The sequence below is a fragment of the Paenibacillus sp. MT86 genome, from assembly GCF_058792535.1.
Genome location: NZ_CM179499.1, coordinates 3,874,062 through 3,888,804, shown reverse-complemented (window position 1 = coordinate 3,888,804; position 14,743 = coordinate 3,874,062). Strand labels below are relative to the sequence as shown.

10 protein-coding genes are annotated in these 14,743 nt (G+C 49.6%); 9 read left to right on the top strand and 1 reads right to left on the bottom strand.

Going from position 1 to position 14,743, the window contains the following annotated elements; translation table 11 throughout:
• The first annotated feature begins 92 nt into the window (after window positions 1-92).
• From AC3RCL_RS17145 to AC3RCL_RS17110, 8 genes are all read left to right on the top strand, one after another.
• Window positions 93-1,901 (top strand): sensor histidine kinase, encoded by a 1,809-nt coding sequence (locus AC3RCL_RS17145; RefSeq protein ID WP_036663348.1) that lies wholly within the window; start codon window positions 93-95, stop codon window positions 1,899-1,901.
• A complete protein-coding gene (locus tag AC3RCL_RS17140) occupies window positions 1,898-3,544 on the top strand; it encodes a response regulator (RefSeq protein WP_492530927.1) in 1,647 nt (548 codons plus the stop codon). Before AC3RCL_RS17145 ends, AC3RCL_RS17140 begins: the two co-directional genes overlap by 4 nt.
• A 185-nt stretch (window positions 3,545-3,729) precedes the next feature.
• Window positions 3,730-5,100: an ABC transporter substrate-binding protein gene (locus AC3RCL_RS17135; RefSeq protein ID WP_015734992.1), complete on the top strand. Its 1,371-nt coding sequence runs from the start codon at window positions 3,730-3,732 to the stop codon at window positions 5,098-5,100.
• A gap of 73 nt (window positions 5,101-5,173) precedes the next feature.
• A complete protein-coding gene (locus tag AC3RCL_RS17130; protein ID WP_015734993.1) occupies window positions 5,174-6,076 on the top strand; it encodes a carbohydrate ABC transporter permease in 903 nt (300 codons plus the stop codon).
• Between the two features lie 13 nt (window positions 6,077-6,089).
• Window positions 6,090-6,917 carry a carbohydrate ABC transporter permease gene (locus AC3RCL_RS17125; protein ID WP_015734994.1) on the top strand — a complete coding sequence of 276 codons (828 nt, stop codon included), beginning with the start codon at window positions 6,090-6,092 and terminating at the stop codon, window positions 6,915-6,917.
• Window positions 6,918-6,949: 32 nt separating this feature from the next.
• Complete coding sequence (locus AC3RCL_RS17120) at window positions 6,950-7,951, top strand: glycoside hydrolase family 130 protein (protein WP_015734995.1); 1,002 nt, start codon at window positions 6,950-6,952, stop codon at window positions 7,949-7,951.
• Between the two features lie 19 nt (window positions 7,952-7,970).
• Window positions 7,971-11,045, top strand: a complete 3,075-nt coding sequence (locus AC3RCL_RS17115) for a glycosyl hydrolase (RefSeq protein WP_492530923.1) — start codon at window positions 7,971-7,973, stop codon at window positions 11,043-11,045.
• A gap of 143 nt (window positions 11,046-11,188) precedes the next feature.
• On the top strand, window positions 11,189-13,306 hold the full coding sequence (locus AC3RCL_RS17110) for a galactose-binding domain-containing protein (protein ID WP_492530921.1): 2,118 nt from the start codon (window positions 11,189-11,191) through the stop codon (window positions 13,304-13,306).
• A gap of 97 nt (window positions 13,307-13,403) precedes the next feature.
• On the opposite strand, the gene AC3RCL_RS17105 is transcribed toward AC3RCL_RS17110, so the two are convergent.
• Window positions 13,404-14,054: a hypothetical protein gene (locus AC3RCL_RS17105; RefSeq protein ID WP_015734998.1), complete on the bottom strand. Its 651-nt coding sequence runs from the start codon at window positions 14,052-14,054 to the stop codon at window positions 13,404-13,406.
• A 194-nt stretch (window positions 14,055-14,248) separates the two neighbouring features.
• On the opposite strand from AC3RCL_RS17105, the gene AC3RCL_RS17100 reads away from it, so the two are divergent.
• Window positions 14,249-14,740 (top strand): hypothetical protein, encoded by a 492-nt coding sequence (locus AC3RCL_RS17100; protein WP_492530918.1) that lies wholly within the window; start codon window positions 14,249-14,251, stop codon window positions 14,738-14,740.
• The last annotated feature ends 3 nt before the right edge of the window (window positions 14,741-14,743 follow it).

Below are 14,743 nucleotides of genomic sequence, written 5' to 3'. Positions count from 1 at the left end.
TGCGAAAATGATATTTTATTGTAAAATGACCGCAACAGATTAGTTACGACATGGCAGGACTTCTTGTCATTTCAGGAGAGGTTGATCGAGTATTGATTAAACGACAAAGACACGAGCATTTTACCGGAAAGTTCAGCAAGTGGGTTTACGGGATCACGTTTAAACAAAGAGTTCGCTTATCCTTCATCATTATGATAACGCTTGCAATTGGAGCGGTAGGCATGACAACCTATTGGATCGCCTCCAAAGAGCTTCAGAAGAACGCTTTCGAATCCAGACAAGAGACCGTGAACAAAACGACTCAGATTCTGGACGACAAATTGGCCGGGATCTCCAATTCGGTTCGTTCCCTAATGTTCAGCTACGCCTTTAAGGAAATGATGCTGGATGTGCAGAGCAACGACATCTCGAATTATTACGTGCATTTGTCCGAGCTTCAGTATGTGTTTTCACAGGTTACCTTTAACGAGCCACTGATCGAAAGCATACTCATTGCTACCCCGATCGGGGATTTTTATCCAGTATCGCAGCGTCGTTCCCAGACCCAGTCCTTTTATGAATCCAGCATGTATTACGACGTGAAGGAGAATTATGGGGGGATCTGGGTTAAGGGGCACACCGACAAATTTTTTACCGGGAACAGCCGAACGCTTTCCTTTGTTACCAAGGGAACGCAGGAGAACGTTTCCAACACCAACGTATTCATCGTGGTGAACGTGAACGAGAGCGGGTTGATCGGCATGGTCAACCAGCATTCTTCGAATGATGACAGCGATTATTTTGTCATTGATTCGAAAGGCGAGGAAGTCATTCGGACCGCCTGGTCGTCCAGCCATAATCTCATGAAAGATAAACCATTCCTGTACAAAGTATCGGAAGGTAACCAAGGTTCTTTTTTTCATCATTTTGACGAAACCGATTACCTGGTGAATTACACCCGATCCGCCGTGGTCAAAGACTGGAGCCTGTTCGGCATTCAGCAGAAGGATAAGCTGCTGGAGCAAATGAACGGAGTCAAGCGAACCACCTTTTATATCATGCTGTTCTTTCTGCTTCTTACCTGGCTGCTGTCCACCAAATTGACGGCAATCCTGCTCAACCCGTTATATAAACTGCAGCGGCTCATGCGGGAGGTTGAGGACAACCGATTGAACGTCCGTTTTGCCAGCCGGTCTACCGACGAAGTTGCGCAGGTGGGTTATCAATTTAACCGCATGCTGGACGAAATCAATCGGCTCATCGATGATGTAAGGCTGAGTGAATCCGGGAAACGTAAGGCGGAGATGCGGGCTTTAACCGCGCAGATGGAGCCGCATTTTTTATACAACACCCTGAATACGATCTACTGCAAATCGGTGCTTGGCGAGAACGATGAGGTCAATGAGATGATATTGTCCTTGTCCCAGATGTTCCAGTTAGGGCTGAGCGGAGGCAAGGACTGGAACACGCTGGAGGATGAGCTTCTGCATGTGGAGCAGTATTGTCTCCTGCAGCAAAAATGTTATGAGGGGCTGTTTGAGTTTGAAGTTACCGTGACCGACGATTCGTTGTTAACTTGCCTGATGCCCAAAATTCTATTGCAGCCGATCGTGGAAAACAGTATTCAGCACGGGTTTAGGGACATCGGCTCAGGAGGTCAAATCCACTTGCACGTTTGCAGGCAGGGCCAGCTGTTATATCTGATCATTGAGGATAACGGAATCGGCATGGATGCGGATAACGTCATGAAGGGGATGCTGGAGCCGCGGGTCTCCAAGAAGGGTTATGCCTTGAATAATATCGTGAACCGGCTTAGTCTCTTTTATGGTGAAGATGCCGGAATCAAGCTGACCAGTCTTCCCGGCAAAGGATCAAGAACGGAAATATGGATGCCGATTAGAGAAGGGGACGTTGAATCATGACGAATGGATTACCCGTGATTAAGTTATGCATCATTGATGATATTCGAAGCGTGGTCGACATGATCGCACGGAAGCCGCCTTGGAAGGATCATCATATCGAAGTCGTTGGCACGGCACTGGATGGCGAGGAAGGCATCCGCCTCGTGAAAGAGACGAAACCCGATATTGTCCTAACGGACATCCGGATGCCGAAGAAGGATGGGTTGGCCATGACGCAGGAAATTCTCGAAAGTTCTCCTTACACGAAGATTGTCATTCTCAGCGCATACACCGATTTCTCGTTCACGAGACAGGCCATCCGCTTGGGAGCCTTTGATTTTGTGAAGAAACCGTTCTCGATTGACGAAATCATCCAGGTCGTTTTGAAGGCAAAGGCTGCGTACCTGGAAGAATTGCAGGAGCAAAGCAAGGTCTTGGAACTCAAGCAGAACAAGATCAAAAGCTTGCCGGTCCTGCAGCAGGAATACTTGTCATTGCTGATCCATCACCGTACGAATCCGGAAGCGGCATATCAGCAATGGCAAGCACTTGGCATCAAGCTTGAGCCACGGCGATTCAATCTCTTTATCGTGGAAGTGGACCGTTTCATGGACAAATATAAGGAGCAGCCAGCACGTGAAGTGGAGCTAATCAGGTTCAGTTTGCGCAATATTTTGGAGGAAACGATTGGAGGGGTTACCCATGGCGTCGTCTTCAGCGAGGCATTGAACCGCTTGATCTGCCTGATCAATTGCGAGGATATGGGGATGGCGGAGCAAATATCGGAGGCTTGCCGGCTGAACATTTTTCAATTTACGCATTCGACTATTTCCATCGGGATCGGCATGTGCGTTCATTCAATCGATGAGCTGCCCGATTCCTATCAGCAGGCTCTGAATGCGCTGGATTATCATTTTTATACAGACGGCAATGGTGTAAGCAGTTATTCCGGCACTTCTGCCGAAGAGAAGACCCTCTTGAATTATACGGCTTCGACGGAACAAGAGTTTCTGTTTGCCTTACGATCCGGGCACAGGGAAAAATGCCAGCTGATTCTGGAGCAGATATTTAATGACTTGCTGCAGCGTGACCCGCTGCCCAAGCCGCAGCATGTTGAAAACTTATGTTATGAGCTGTCATCCAAGATCTGCAGAGTCATGTCGGAGCTGTTCCCTCACGAGCGGGTGAAGAGGCTTGAAGGACAATGGAACACGGTGAAGAGTTCCGGCCATGGTTCATTCCAGATCATGCGGGATACGGTAAAAGGGATATGCCTTGAAGCTTGCTCTTGGGTCGAGCAGGAGCGCTCGGACGAATCAACCAAATTAATCTATCAGGCAAAGGATTATATATGTGCGCATCTACATACGAACTTATCGTTGGATACATGTGCGAAGCAGTTTAATATCAGTCCAGGGTATTTCTCGAATCTGTTCAAAAAAGTGCTGAATATCTCCTTCCAACAATTCGTGATCCATCAGCGAATGGAAAAAGCCAAAGAAATGCTGATCGATGATTATCAGGTACAGGAGATCGCACAGAAGCTTGGATACGAGCATCGCCGTTATTTTAGCGAAATCTTCAAGAAGCATACTAACATGACCCCGTCCGAGTTCAAGCTGTATAGTACGGGGAAGCTCAGCACTCCTATGGATTTGGATTGAGGATCATCCTATAGAATACAGCCTTGTTTCCCGTAATTCTGGATGCAAGGCTTGTTTTGTGAAGAACGGATTCATGGGGAAACCTGCCCTCGATGTGTGGTTACCCGCATTATGCGAGTGAGAGGGGCCCTTTATAATGAGAGAGAAAGAAAGAGGTTCCGTAGATAAAAAGGGAGGTAACACGGATGAAAATAAGCAAGAGATTCTTCATGTCCGCGATATGCCTGATGCTTTCTGGAAGTCTGGCAGCTTGCGGCAGCTCGACGTCCACAGATCAAGGGGCGGAAGCCGGATCCAATGACAAGACAAAAATCACCTATTGGACCGGAGATCGCCATGATTCCGAGTTTGTCAAAGAGACCATCGATACATTCAACAAGACGAACAAGGATAACATCGAGGTGGAACTGGTCATCAAAGGTGACGATTTCGATCAAGCACTGGATATGTCCTTCCAGACTTCAGAGCCACCGGATATCATCCGCGTGAAAGAGAACACCATCCAGACCTTCTATAAAAAAGGGTTTCTTGCACCGATCGACGAGTTTCTGACGGATGAAATGAAGGAAAAGTTTCCATTGATGGAGGATCTGAACAGCTTTGAGGGAAAACGCTACAGTCTGCCGAACTACGGCACGACCATGCGACTGATTTACAATAAAGAGCTTTTTGCCAAAGCTGGCATTGAGCAGCCGCCAACCACTTTGGATGAGCTGGTCGAAACCGCCAAGAAAATAACGGAGGCAGGAAAGGCAAGCGGAGCCTATGGATTCGCCCAGAATTTCAAAAATCCTTCCAGTGCGTTAGGGCGTTCTGCGCGCGTCATCGCAGAGGTAAGCGGTTTCGGAGGCTTTGGCTATGATTTTAAGACGGCCCGATATGACTTTAGCGGCTTTAAGCCGATCATGGAGGCGTTCAAGCAAATCAAGGACGACGGAAGCATGCTGCCGGGTGTCGAATCGCTTGATATCGATCCATTGCGTGCTCAATTCGCTGAGGGAAAAATCGGCATGTACTTATCTTTTTCCGCTGAGGCGGGAGTCTACCAATCCCAATTCCCGGCCAAAATCGAATGGGCTGCGGCACCCGTTCCTTCCATAGACGGTCAATTCAATGGCGCTTCCGGTTTCCTTGGCGGTCAGTGGCTGGCCATTAGCTCGGAGTCGGAGCACAAGGAAGCCGCATGGAAGTTCCTAACGTACATGTACGATGAGTCGATCCTCCAACAGTACCAAGAGAAGGGATTCGGCATATCGATGGTTCCTTCGGTTAGCGCTGTTGCCGCGAAGCCTGAAGTGAAAGGGATCGACGGGTTCCTGCCTAATCAATACGACGGTGTTTGGCCGGTCTATCCGACCGTGCCGGTACAAGGAATGAAGTCGGACGACGCCTTCTTCAAATACATCCTCAGCGGAGGCGATCTGGATTCCATCATCGACGATTTGAATACCCGCTATAATGCCGCCTTGGATGCTGCCATTGCGAGCGGGGAAGTGAAGGCGGAGCCGATGGCAGATTTTAATCCGCTGGATCTTGCCGGACAATACGCTAAATAGAAAGTGTCACAGGGGATGGGGCATGCCCCATCCTTTCTTAAATTCTAAAGAGACCGCAAGGAGTTGAGAGGATATGAATAAAGCGAAGAGTGTTGCTTTTTCATACAGCTTTCTGTTGCCGAGCTTTATTCTGACCATGGTTCTTGGCATTTACCCGATCATGTGGGCGATGAGGTATATGTTTTACGATTATAAAGGATTTGGCGCCGAACGATTCGTAGGATTGGCCAATTTCGAACGTGTCGTGAAGGATCATCAGTTCTGGGAATCCGTAGCCAACACGTTCATATACGCCGGAGGCAAACTCCTGCTCTCGATACCGCTTGCCCTGATCTTGGCCGTTATTCTGAACTGGAGGATCAAAGGCAGAAATTTGCTCAGAGCGATTTTCTTTATGCCGACGATCATAAGCACCGCCGTAATGGCGGTCGTATTTTTTACGATCTTTAACTCCTATAATGGCATTCTCAATCAGTTTCTGCTGAAATATCAAATCATCGGAAATGCCATCGATTGGCTGGGCGTGGATTATGCCATGCTGACCGTCATTCTCGTGGCCGTATGGGGGGCGATTGGCAATTACATGCTACTCTTTCTGGCGGGGCTCCAAAACATTCCCGAGGATGTTTATGAGAGCTCTGCATTGGACGGGGCAAGCAAATTTCAGCAATTCCGATACATTACCATCCCTATGCTTGGACCCGTGATGCAAATGATCATCATGTTGGCCATTATCAATGCCCTAAAAGGTTATGAGAGCATCATGGTCATGACCGATGGCGGTCCGATCGGAAAAACCAATGTCATGTTCCTATACGTATATAAATTGTTCTTCCCTCCGGCAGGCTCCACGGCATCCACGCAAATCCAGGAGTTCGGCTATGGCAGCGCGGTAGCTTTTGTTACGGCCGTGATTGTCGGCGTCATTACGATACTGTACTTCTATGGCTCGAAACGCATGAGTCATAACGAATAAGGGGGAAACGTTCATGAGAATCGCATGGAATACTATACTGTGGGCGTTTCTGATCGTCGTCGCATTTTTAACGCTGTTTCCCGTCGTGATTACCTTGCTCGGTTCCTTCAAAACCAATGCCGAACTTACGGCGGGAGCCACATTTCTGCCGGCTGATTGGCAGTTCTCCAACTATATCGAAGCTTGGGAGCAAGCGAATTTCTCAACGTACACGCTGAACAGCCTGTTCGTTGCCGGAGCCGCGACCATCGGAACGTTATTGGTGGCTTCCATGGCGGCTTACGTCGTGAATCGGATGGACTTTATCGGTAAAAAGCTATACGTCGGTCTCCAGGCATTTACGATGTTTGTCGCCATCGGCGCCGTGGTGCTGCGTCCTCAATTCGACCTCATGATTCGCCTTCATCTTCATAACTCGCTGTGGGGCGTAATCCTGATATTAATCAGCGCCCATGCTTCAGCATTCTTCATCCTGCTCAGCTTTATGAACGGGATCCCCAGAGAGTTGGATGAAGCCGCGCGCATCGACGGTTGCTCGCCGGGCAGAACGTTCTGGCGAATCATCATTCCCTTGCTGACGCCCGGGCTTGGCGTGTGTGCTCTGTTTGCTTTTCGCGGGGCATGGAATGAGTATCTGCTCCCGTTTGTGTTTACGCTCAGCAAACCGGAGCTGCAGACGTTGACCGTGGGCCTTGCCAATCTGAAGTACGGTGTTGCTGCCGCTTCCCAGACTCACTTCATGATGGCCGGAGCTTGCCTTTCCATACTCCCGATTCTTATCGCTTATATTTTTGCCAACAAATCTTTTATGCAAATGACCGCCGGCTCTTTAAAGGGTTAGCGGCAACTTACCATAACAGGAGGCTTTTTGCCATGAACTCACTTCATATCGGAAATCTCATCTCAAGTTCCGTGATTCGGCGTCATCCGGATAACCCGATTCTGGATGCGTCCCGCGTTCCATATCCGACAGCGCTTGTATTTAATGCCGGTGTGACCAAATTCAACGGGAAATACGTGATGGTGTTTCGTAACGACTACGGAAGTGTAGAACGCCGGACGCTCGAGCCCCATCATACCACCGACCTTGGCGTCGCCTTTAGCGATGACGGAGTTCATTGGGAGGTGCAGCCAAAGCCGTGCTTTAAGCTGCATGACCAAGAGATCATTCGGGCGTATGACCCTCGGCTCACCGTTATCGATGGTCGATGTTACATGTGTTTTGCTGTGGACACGCAGCATGGCATTCGCGGAGGCGTAGCGGTTACTGACGATTTTGTGAGCTTTGAAATATTGAGTCTATCAACGCCGGATTTGCGCAACATGGTGCTGTTTCCCGAGAAGATTGGCGGCAACTATGTACGGCTGGAGCGGCCATTCACGGTGTACAGCCGAGGGGGAGTCGATCGGTTTGATATGTGGATATCGGAATCGCCGGACCTGAAGTACTGGGGAAATTCCGGTTTGCTGCTCGCTGTCGAAGACGTCGCGTTTGCCAATGACAAGATTGGTCCCGCGGCTCCTCCAATAAAGACGAAGTTTGGCTGGCTTACGTCTTTTCATGCGGTGGATCTTGATCCTGCAAGAGGCAAGAACGGGTGGGAACCCTCCTGGAAAAAACGTTATACCGCCGGATTGATGATGCTGGATTTGGATAACCCCAAAAAAATCATCGGTATGTATAAGGAGCCCTTGCTGACGCCAGAGGTTAGTTACGAGACCGAAGGAGGCTTTCGGAACAACGTGATCTTCCCTGGCGGCATGATACTTGAAGAGGATGGCGAGGTTAAAATTTATTACGGTGCAGCGGACGCGGTGGAATGTTTGGCTACGGCACATATTGATGAATTGATCCAATTATGTCTCAACGATTAGAGCGAGGTGGGATAAGAAAATGACGGTATGGAACCTTCTGCAGCATCCTCCAACCCGTTATCGAACGGTGCCGTTTTGGTCCTGGAACGACGATCTGAATAAGAACGAACTCTTACGGCAGATCGAAGAAATGCACGGGGCTGGCATCGGCGGTTTTTTCATACATGCCCGCGGGGGACTTACGGTACCGTACATGGGTGAGGAATGGATGGAGGCCATCCAGGCCTGCATCGAAAAAAGCCAGGAGCTCGGGCTTGAGGTATGGCTGTATGACGAAAACGGCTGGCCCAGCGGTTTCGCCGACGGTAAGGTGCCTGCGCTTGGCCCTGCTTATCAGCAGAAGCGGCTGGCTTATGAATGGGCTCCGTTTACGGACGGAGAAAACGTGACGTTAGCCTATTATGTTCAGAGCGGTGAAGAGCTGCTGTTACTCACTCCGGATGATCCTTGCAGTCCTGACTTTCGTGTATATTACGAGGTCAATCCGTACTATATCGACACGCTAAGCAAACAGGCCGTGAAGGCGTTCATTACGACCATCTATGAAGCTTACTGGGCACATTTCGGCAATGAATACGGCACTGTGCTCAAAGGAATATTCACGGATGAACCGCAGTTTGGACGGGGGGATTTTCCGTGGTCGCTGGAGCTGGAAGAAGCCTTTGAAACCCGGTTTGGGTATTGCTTGTTGGAAGCACTTCCGTCACTGTTTCTGGAGACGAAGAATTGTCGCAGGACAAGATACGATTATTGGGCGTGTGTTACCACGATGTTCACGGAAGCCTACGCCAAGCAGATCGGAGCGTGGTGCGGGGAGCGGGGGTGGTCTTCCGCCGGACATGTCGTGGACGAGCAGACGCTTATGAGCCAAGCGACTTCAGTAGGCGATCCGTTGCTCTTCTATGAGTACCTTCAAATTCCCGGTTGCGACTGGCTCGGCCGATCCGTTAGCGAAGAGCCGCTTGTTCCCAAACAAGTCAGCTCCGTTGTGCGTCAACTCGGTAAAAAACAAGCCATCACCGAGAGCTATGGCTGCACCGGATGGAATATCAGCTTTCAGGATCTAAAGCGGATTGGGGAGTGGCAATTCGTTCACGGCATGAATCTCATGTGTCAGCACTTGCAGGCCTATTCCTTAAGAGGGCTGCGCAAAAGGGACTATCCGCCATCCTTGTTCTATCAGCAGCCTTGGTGGGAGCACTATCACCGGTTTAACGATTATTTTGCCCGTTTGTCCATGCTGCTTATGGAGGGAGAGCGACAGGCCGAGGTACTCCTGATGCATCCTATTCGGACTGCTTGGGTGGAGCAAGCGGGCTCGGACTCATGCAGGATAGAGCCTTACCATCAAGCGTTTGCCCAGTTGTCCCGTTGGATGTGTCAATCGTTCATCGAGCATGATTACGGCAGCGAGGGAATCATGGAACGTCATGGTAAGGTAGCAGGCGGACGATTCATTGTAGGAGAGGTCGGTTATCGGGTCGTTGTCATCCCTCCTTGTGTTACCTTAAATAAGGTAACCGTGAAATTGCTGCATCAGTTTATCCTTCAAGGAGGAACATTGATCGCTTTTGAACCTTACCCTTACTTGATCAATGGGGAACGTTGCGAGGACATCATGCGTGTCGTAGACGCTGCAATGAAACCTGATATGAGTCGATTATCTTTGGTGAAGATGCTTACGGATACGGTTTCACCTCCCATTTCTGTAACTGACGGAATCGGGAATCCCATTATCTCGGACATGGTTAACGTTCAGACACTTGAGCTGGACGGCTCTTATCTTTATTACCTGGTGAATTCCGGAGAAGAGCGCTATCCGGATACGGTGGTGACTATTCATCGAAAGGGTTCGCCTTTTCTTATTCATTTGGAGAGCGGCGCGATCGAGCCGCTGAACCATAAAGCAATGCCCGACGGCATTCGGTTGAACTTGACGCTGCATCCAGCTCAATCCTATATGATTCGGGTTGTCCCGGATCATGAGGAGCTAAACGATTCTGTTACGGTAACAGAACAGCATGCCGAAGGGCAGATTCTACCATTGGGTGAGCGGTGGAGAATCGATTATATCGATAAGAACAGTTTAACGCTGGATACGTGCAGGTATCGGGTGGAACAAGGCGAGTGGTCAAAACCACGGCCCCTTATTTTTATCCAGGAAGAGCTGCTGAAGATCGGAGCACCGGTGCAAATCGAATTGGAATTCGAGGTTGCCGTTGCATTTGATCCCTTGATGAAACGGGAATTGTATCTTGTCTTAGAGAATCCGGAGAAAACGAAAATCCAGGTGAACGGAAACGAAGTAGCATCCCATAGTTGTGGCTGGTGGAGAGACGTTGCTTTCAAAAAATTAGATATTACAGGCTGCCTTCAGCACGGACGAAATACCATCAGGCTTGCGCTCAATTTTTGGAACTCGCCCGAAACGTATACGGCTATAAAGCGTGCCAATCAATTTGAATCTGAGGCAAATAAGCTTACGTTTGATTCGGAGCTCGAGAGCGTGTATATCATAGGAGATTTTGCGGTAACCTCGGAATCGCCGTTTGTTGATGGAGGGGATGGTGTCCTTTTTTCGGACGGCCCGTTCATTCTTTCCGAACGTCCGCACGAATGTTCGCTGGCAGAAGATTTGGTCAGTCAGGGCTTGCCGTTCTTCGCAGGAAGCCTCCGCCTGGCGCAGACGGTTTCCATCTGTCTGGATAACCGTGCTAAATGGCTGTGGCGGTTTGACGCTAGGCCGAATGCAATTGTCACGCGATTAACCATAAACGGACAAGAAATCCACACTTTCTTATGGGAGCCGTACGAAGTTGATATCTCTGAATATCTCATTTCAGGAGAGAACCTGATTGAACTAGAGTTAATCGGAAGCTGCAGAAACTTGCTAGGTCCGCACCATCATGTGAAAGGGGAACCCCTTAAGGTCGGCCCGGACAGCTTTAAGAATAAACCCGGATGGACGGATAAGGACCTTGATCAGGACAGCCCGATCTATCAAAACCGCTATGCTTTCGTTCGTTACGGTTTGTCACATGTTCCAAGCTTGGTTCCCCAGAATATGAAACCGGAGAGGGTACGTCCCGAATGAATTAGCATATAGGATCTGCCCTTTTTGTGGAATTACCCTCATTAATCGTCCTATCCATGAAGTCTATAATGAAGAGGCGCCATATGGAAGCAGACAGGTATGAAAGGGTTTTTGAAAAACGAACGAAAAGGAGGCAATATGTAATGTCATTCGTCAAAACATGGTTTCGTGCGGCACTTGGATTTACGCTTGCTGCTGCCTTGCTGGCACCATCCGTGAATCTACAAGCGGAAGCATCGGAGGGAGGGGCTGCATTTACTCCAGCTACAATCGTAGCCTACGAGCCATCGGAAAGGTATGAAAGCTCCGTCAATTATACGCTCAAAGCGAACGGAGTACCCGTCCCGGTGGTGAAGGGGTTCAGCGATTATGACTATGCGCATTTTTCCATGTCCGACGGTCCTGTCACTTACGAGTTAACGATCCTGAATACGGACAAGGTACACGAATACTCCATAAGTCCCAAGAAGCTGGGCATCCAAGCCGATAAGATTGAAGGACGAACCATCACTTTCACGACCCAATCGGACGAGTATTTGATTGTGATGATGAATAACCGCAAGACGCGTATGGTCATCGCGGCGGATCCGCTCGAAACGGATGCACCCGCCTCAACCGGCGAGGGCATTTTCAATATTACATCCGCTCCTTATCATGTTGTATCCTCAGGTTCTTCAGCGGCCGAAGTTTCGGTAAGAACCGGGGCCATTCAGCAGGCGATTGACGATGCCAGTCATTACGGTACCGCTCGAGGAGACGGTGCGCAGGGTATTGTCTACATTCCGGCGGGAACCTATGAAATCGGCAATTTGGTATTAAAAAGTAATACGGCCCTCTACATGGAGCCGGGAGCCACCTTGGTCGGTACAGGACGAACCAGCGATTACACCGAGCACTGGTTTAAGGATTCCATGGGACGACCGGCTACCTGGTGGATCTCAACCGCATTTCAATCCGAGAATATCCGGATCTATGGACGGGGCACGATCGATGGCAACGGGCAAGCGCTGCACGACGACAAAGGAACCAATGGCAAGGGAATGATCAATAACCTCGTTGTTCCGATAGCTACCTCCCATTTTGTAATGGAAGGGATCGTGATTAGAGAATCATCGGGCTGGGCGGTGGTCACGGTACGTTCTAACGATCTTGCCTTCAGAAATCTGAAGCTGTTCAACAGTTTGGGGATGGGGGAAAATGACGGGATCGATATTTGCGAATCCCAAGACGTCGTAGTACAAAATGCGATCGGCATTTCGCTGGATGACCCGTTCTCCACGAAAGCCTGGAAAGAGGATACCGATATCGCCTCGGGCAAAGTGCCATGGCCGGGCAATCCGGAGCCCGTTCGCAATGTGTTATTCGAGGATACGATCGCTTGGACCTTATGCTACGGTTATAAGATCGGTCAAGGCGTCATGCAGGATCAATCCAATATCGTATTCCGAAACGGAGTCGTTTATAAAGCGGCTGTGGGATTCGCCATTCATCATAAATACGGCACCGGTGCGGTGAGTGACGTAACATTCGAATCGATGGACGTCGAAGATATCAGCGGCAAGAACGAGGACAATAGCGCATGGATGACCATGTTCACGGTAAATGGAAGCAATAACGGCGTGGGACCCGTCAGAGACGTTAAAGTGAAGGATATTACGGTGCGCGACGCAGGTGAAAGTTTTGCCAAGATCAAGGGTATGGAAGGTGCCGAGATTACGGATCTGATGTTCGAGAATGTTTATATGCCAGGATCAAGCTTGCCGGCAACTACACTGCACGAGATGAACTTCTTGAGCAAAGAGCATTACGGCGATGTCACGATCAGACCCGTTCAGAATGAGGAACCTCTGCCAAAAACCAATTTGGCGCTGCACCGTCCAGCCATGGCTTCGTCCAATGATGGATTGGAGGATACCGCGCCGTACGTTAACGACGGAAGTTTAACTACGCGCTTCGGTTCGAAGCGGGGCGTGGACCCCGGCTGGATCTATGTGGATCTCGGAGAGACGCGAACGATAAACGAAGTCAGGCTCTATTGGGAGGCCGCTTATGGGAAGAGCTACCGGATACAGGTAGCCGACGATCCAAGCGATGAGGCGAATTGGAGAGATGTATACAGCACCACGACAGGCAAGGGCGGTCTTGAGACGATAACTTTTGACGAAGCGGACGCGCGGTATGTACGGATGTACGGAACAGTCCGGGCTACAATATACGGATACTCCATTTGGGAATTTGAGGTATATGGGCCAGAAGAGTGAAGACTAGGGGGACGGTGGGCAGTTGATTAATAAGCAAAGGACACATTCTCTTAATGAGGTGTGTCCTTTGCTTATGTTGGCAGGCAGCCCTCTTCGTTTATCGAAGCGATAAATATTCCAGCAGGGCATCCATTTGCTCGCTTCCCAAAAGATCCGACAGTGGCGGCATCACATGGGCGAGAAAATCAGGCTTCGTCTCATAAGTTTCTTCGTCGCTGGTTTCACCTTGAAAAAGCAGAGCGCCTTCAATGAGGATGGACAGCGCGTGAAAGCAATCCGCAAGCGAATTCGCGATCAGTTTAGGCTCGCCACCTTCGAAAGCGGCATATACGGGTGAACCACTGGCTTGAACATCTACAATCAGCGGATCATCGTTCACATTGGCAATGACAACGTGATGAGCTGGCCAATTGCTCGATTCTATGGTTTCCCCCCTATCGCTAATCCAGCGATAGCCCATTTGCTGCCGGACCAGATGCTCGGGAGAAACAAAGTAAATGACAGCCGATTCGCCGATCTCAACCGCCGCGTTTTTCATTTTATGGGTTCCTTCGGCCATAGCGTCAATCATCTCATAATGGCTATATAGATAGGTCAGCTCAGGGGACAGCGTGATACGGTCATCCACGGGCGGCAGCCGGACCTCGGACCGCTGCCGTATTTCATGATCGGTGAAGAGCCCGAAACCCCGATTATACAAGTCCTGTTGTTCTATGAATCTAGTTAAAGCCGCTTCCAGTTTCAGCATTCATTTCATCCCTTCCAGCATGTTAACCGAATTATAACACGCCGAGTCATCGCGGTTAAGCGCGAGAAATTCTATCTCTGATTTGATATATGGTAGAATATCCCGTATGTAGAGAATCTATTAAACGAACGGAAGATGGTATCACGAATACGAATAGGACGTTGATTCTGCAGCAAGCAAGGAGGCGGCAAGGGATGAAATATGAATTCAATATAACGGCTTCGATCTCCGAGCTTGTATGGTATCCGGATGAGCTGTCTGACGAGTATAGGGTACACCCTAACTTTAAAGCCGTGATGGATCGGCTTGGCATAGCGGTTCCCGTAAAGGAGATCTATGAGCGGTATTTCGATAGTCCGGTGAACACCGGTCATGTTCTGGTATTCCAGGAGACGGAGGGCCCGGCTTCCTGCATCGTGCTGGACACGTATCGCGACCCGTTCGATCAGCTGGATATGATCCAGATGGGTTGGCGAAGCCAAGGCGAAGATCACGAGCTTCGCCGGCTTTCCCGCAAATTCTATGATGAATGTGAATTTGCGGTCCGTTATCAGGAAGGTCAATCGGTATTGTCCGAGAAGCTTCGCGAAGATCGATATCCACGGACCTTCCGGTATCATGCGGTATTCGAACAGAGAATGAAGCGATACGTCAATTACGCGGATTCCCCTAATTTGAAGGAGTGAGCA

Excerpts from the sequence above, each read along its gene's own strand:
- AC3RCL_RS17140 (WP_492530927.1), top strand. The coding sequence starts at position 1,898 with ATGACGAATGGATTACCCGTGATTAAGTTATGCATCATTGATGATATT.
- AC3RCL_RS17135 (WP_015734992.1), top strand. The coding sequence starts at position 3,730 with ATGAAAATAAGCAAGAGATTCTTCATGTCCGCGATATGCCTGATGCTT.
- AC3RCL_RS17130 (WP_015734993.1), top strand. The coding sequence starts at position 5,174 with ATGAATAAAGCGAAGAGTGTTGCTTTTTCATACAGCTTTCTGTTGCCG.
- AC3RCL_RS17125 (WP_015734994.1), top strand. The coding sequence starts at position 6,090 with ATGAGAATCGCATGGAATACTATACTGTGGGCGTTTCTGATCGTCGTC.
- AC3RCL_RS17120 (WP_015734995.1), top strand. The coding sequence starts at position 6,950 with ATGAACTCACTTCATATCGGAAATCTCATCTCAAGTTCCGTGATTCGG.
- AC3RCL_RS17115 (WP_492530923.1), top strand. The coding sequence starts at position 7,971 with ATGACGGTATGGAACCTTCTGCAGCATCCTCCAACCCGTTATCGAACG.
- AC3RCL_RS17110 (WP_492530921.1), top strand. The coding sequence starts at position 11,189 with ATGTCATTCGTCAAAACATGGTTTCGTGCGGCACTTGGATTTACGCTT.
- AC3RCL_RS17105 (WP_015734998.1), bottom strand. The coding sequence starts at position 14,054 with ATGCTGAAACTGGAAGCGGCTTTAACTAGATTCATAGAACAACAGGAC.
- AC3RCL_RS17100 (WP_492530918.1), top strand. The coding sequence starts at position 14,249 with ATGAAATATGAATTCAATATAACGGCTTCGATCTCCGAGCTTGTATGG.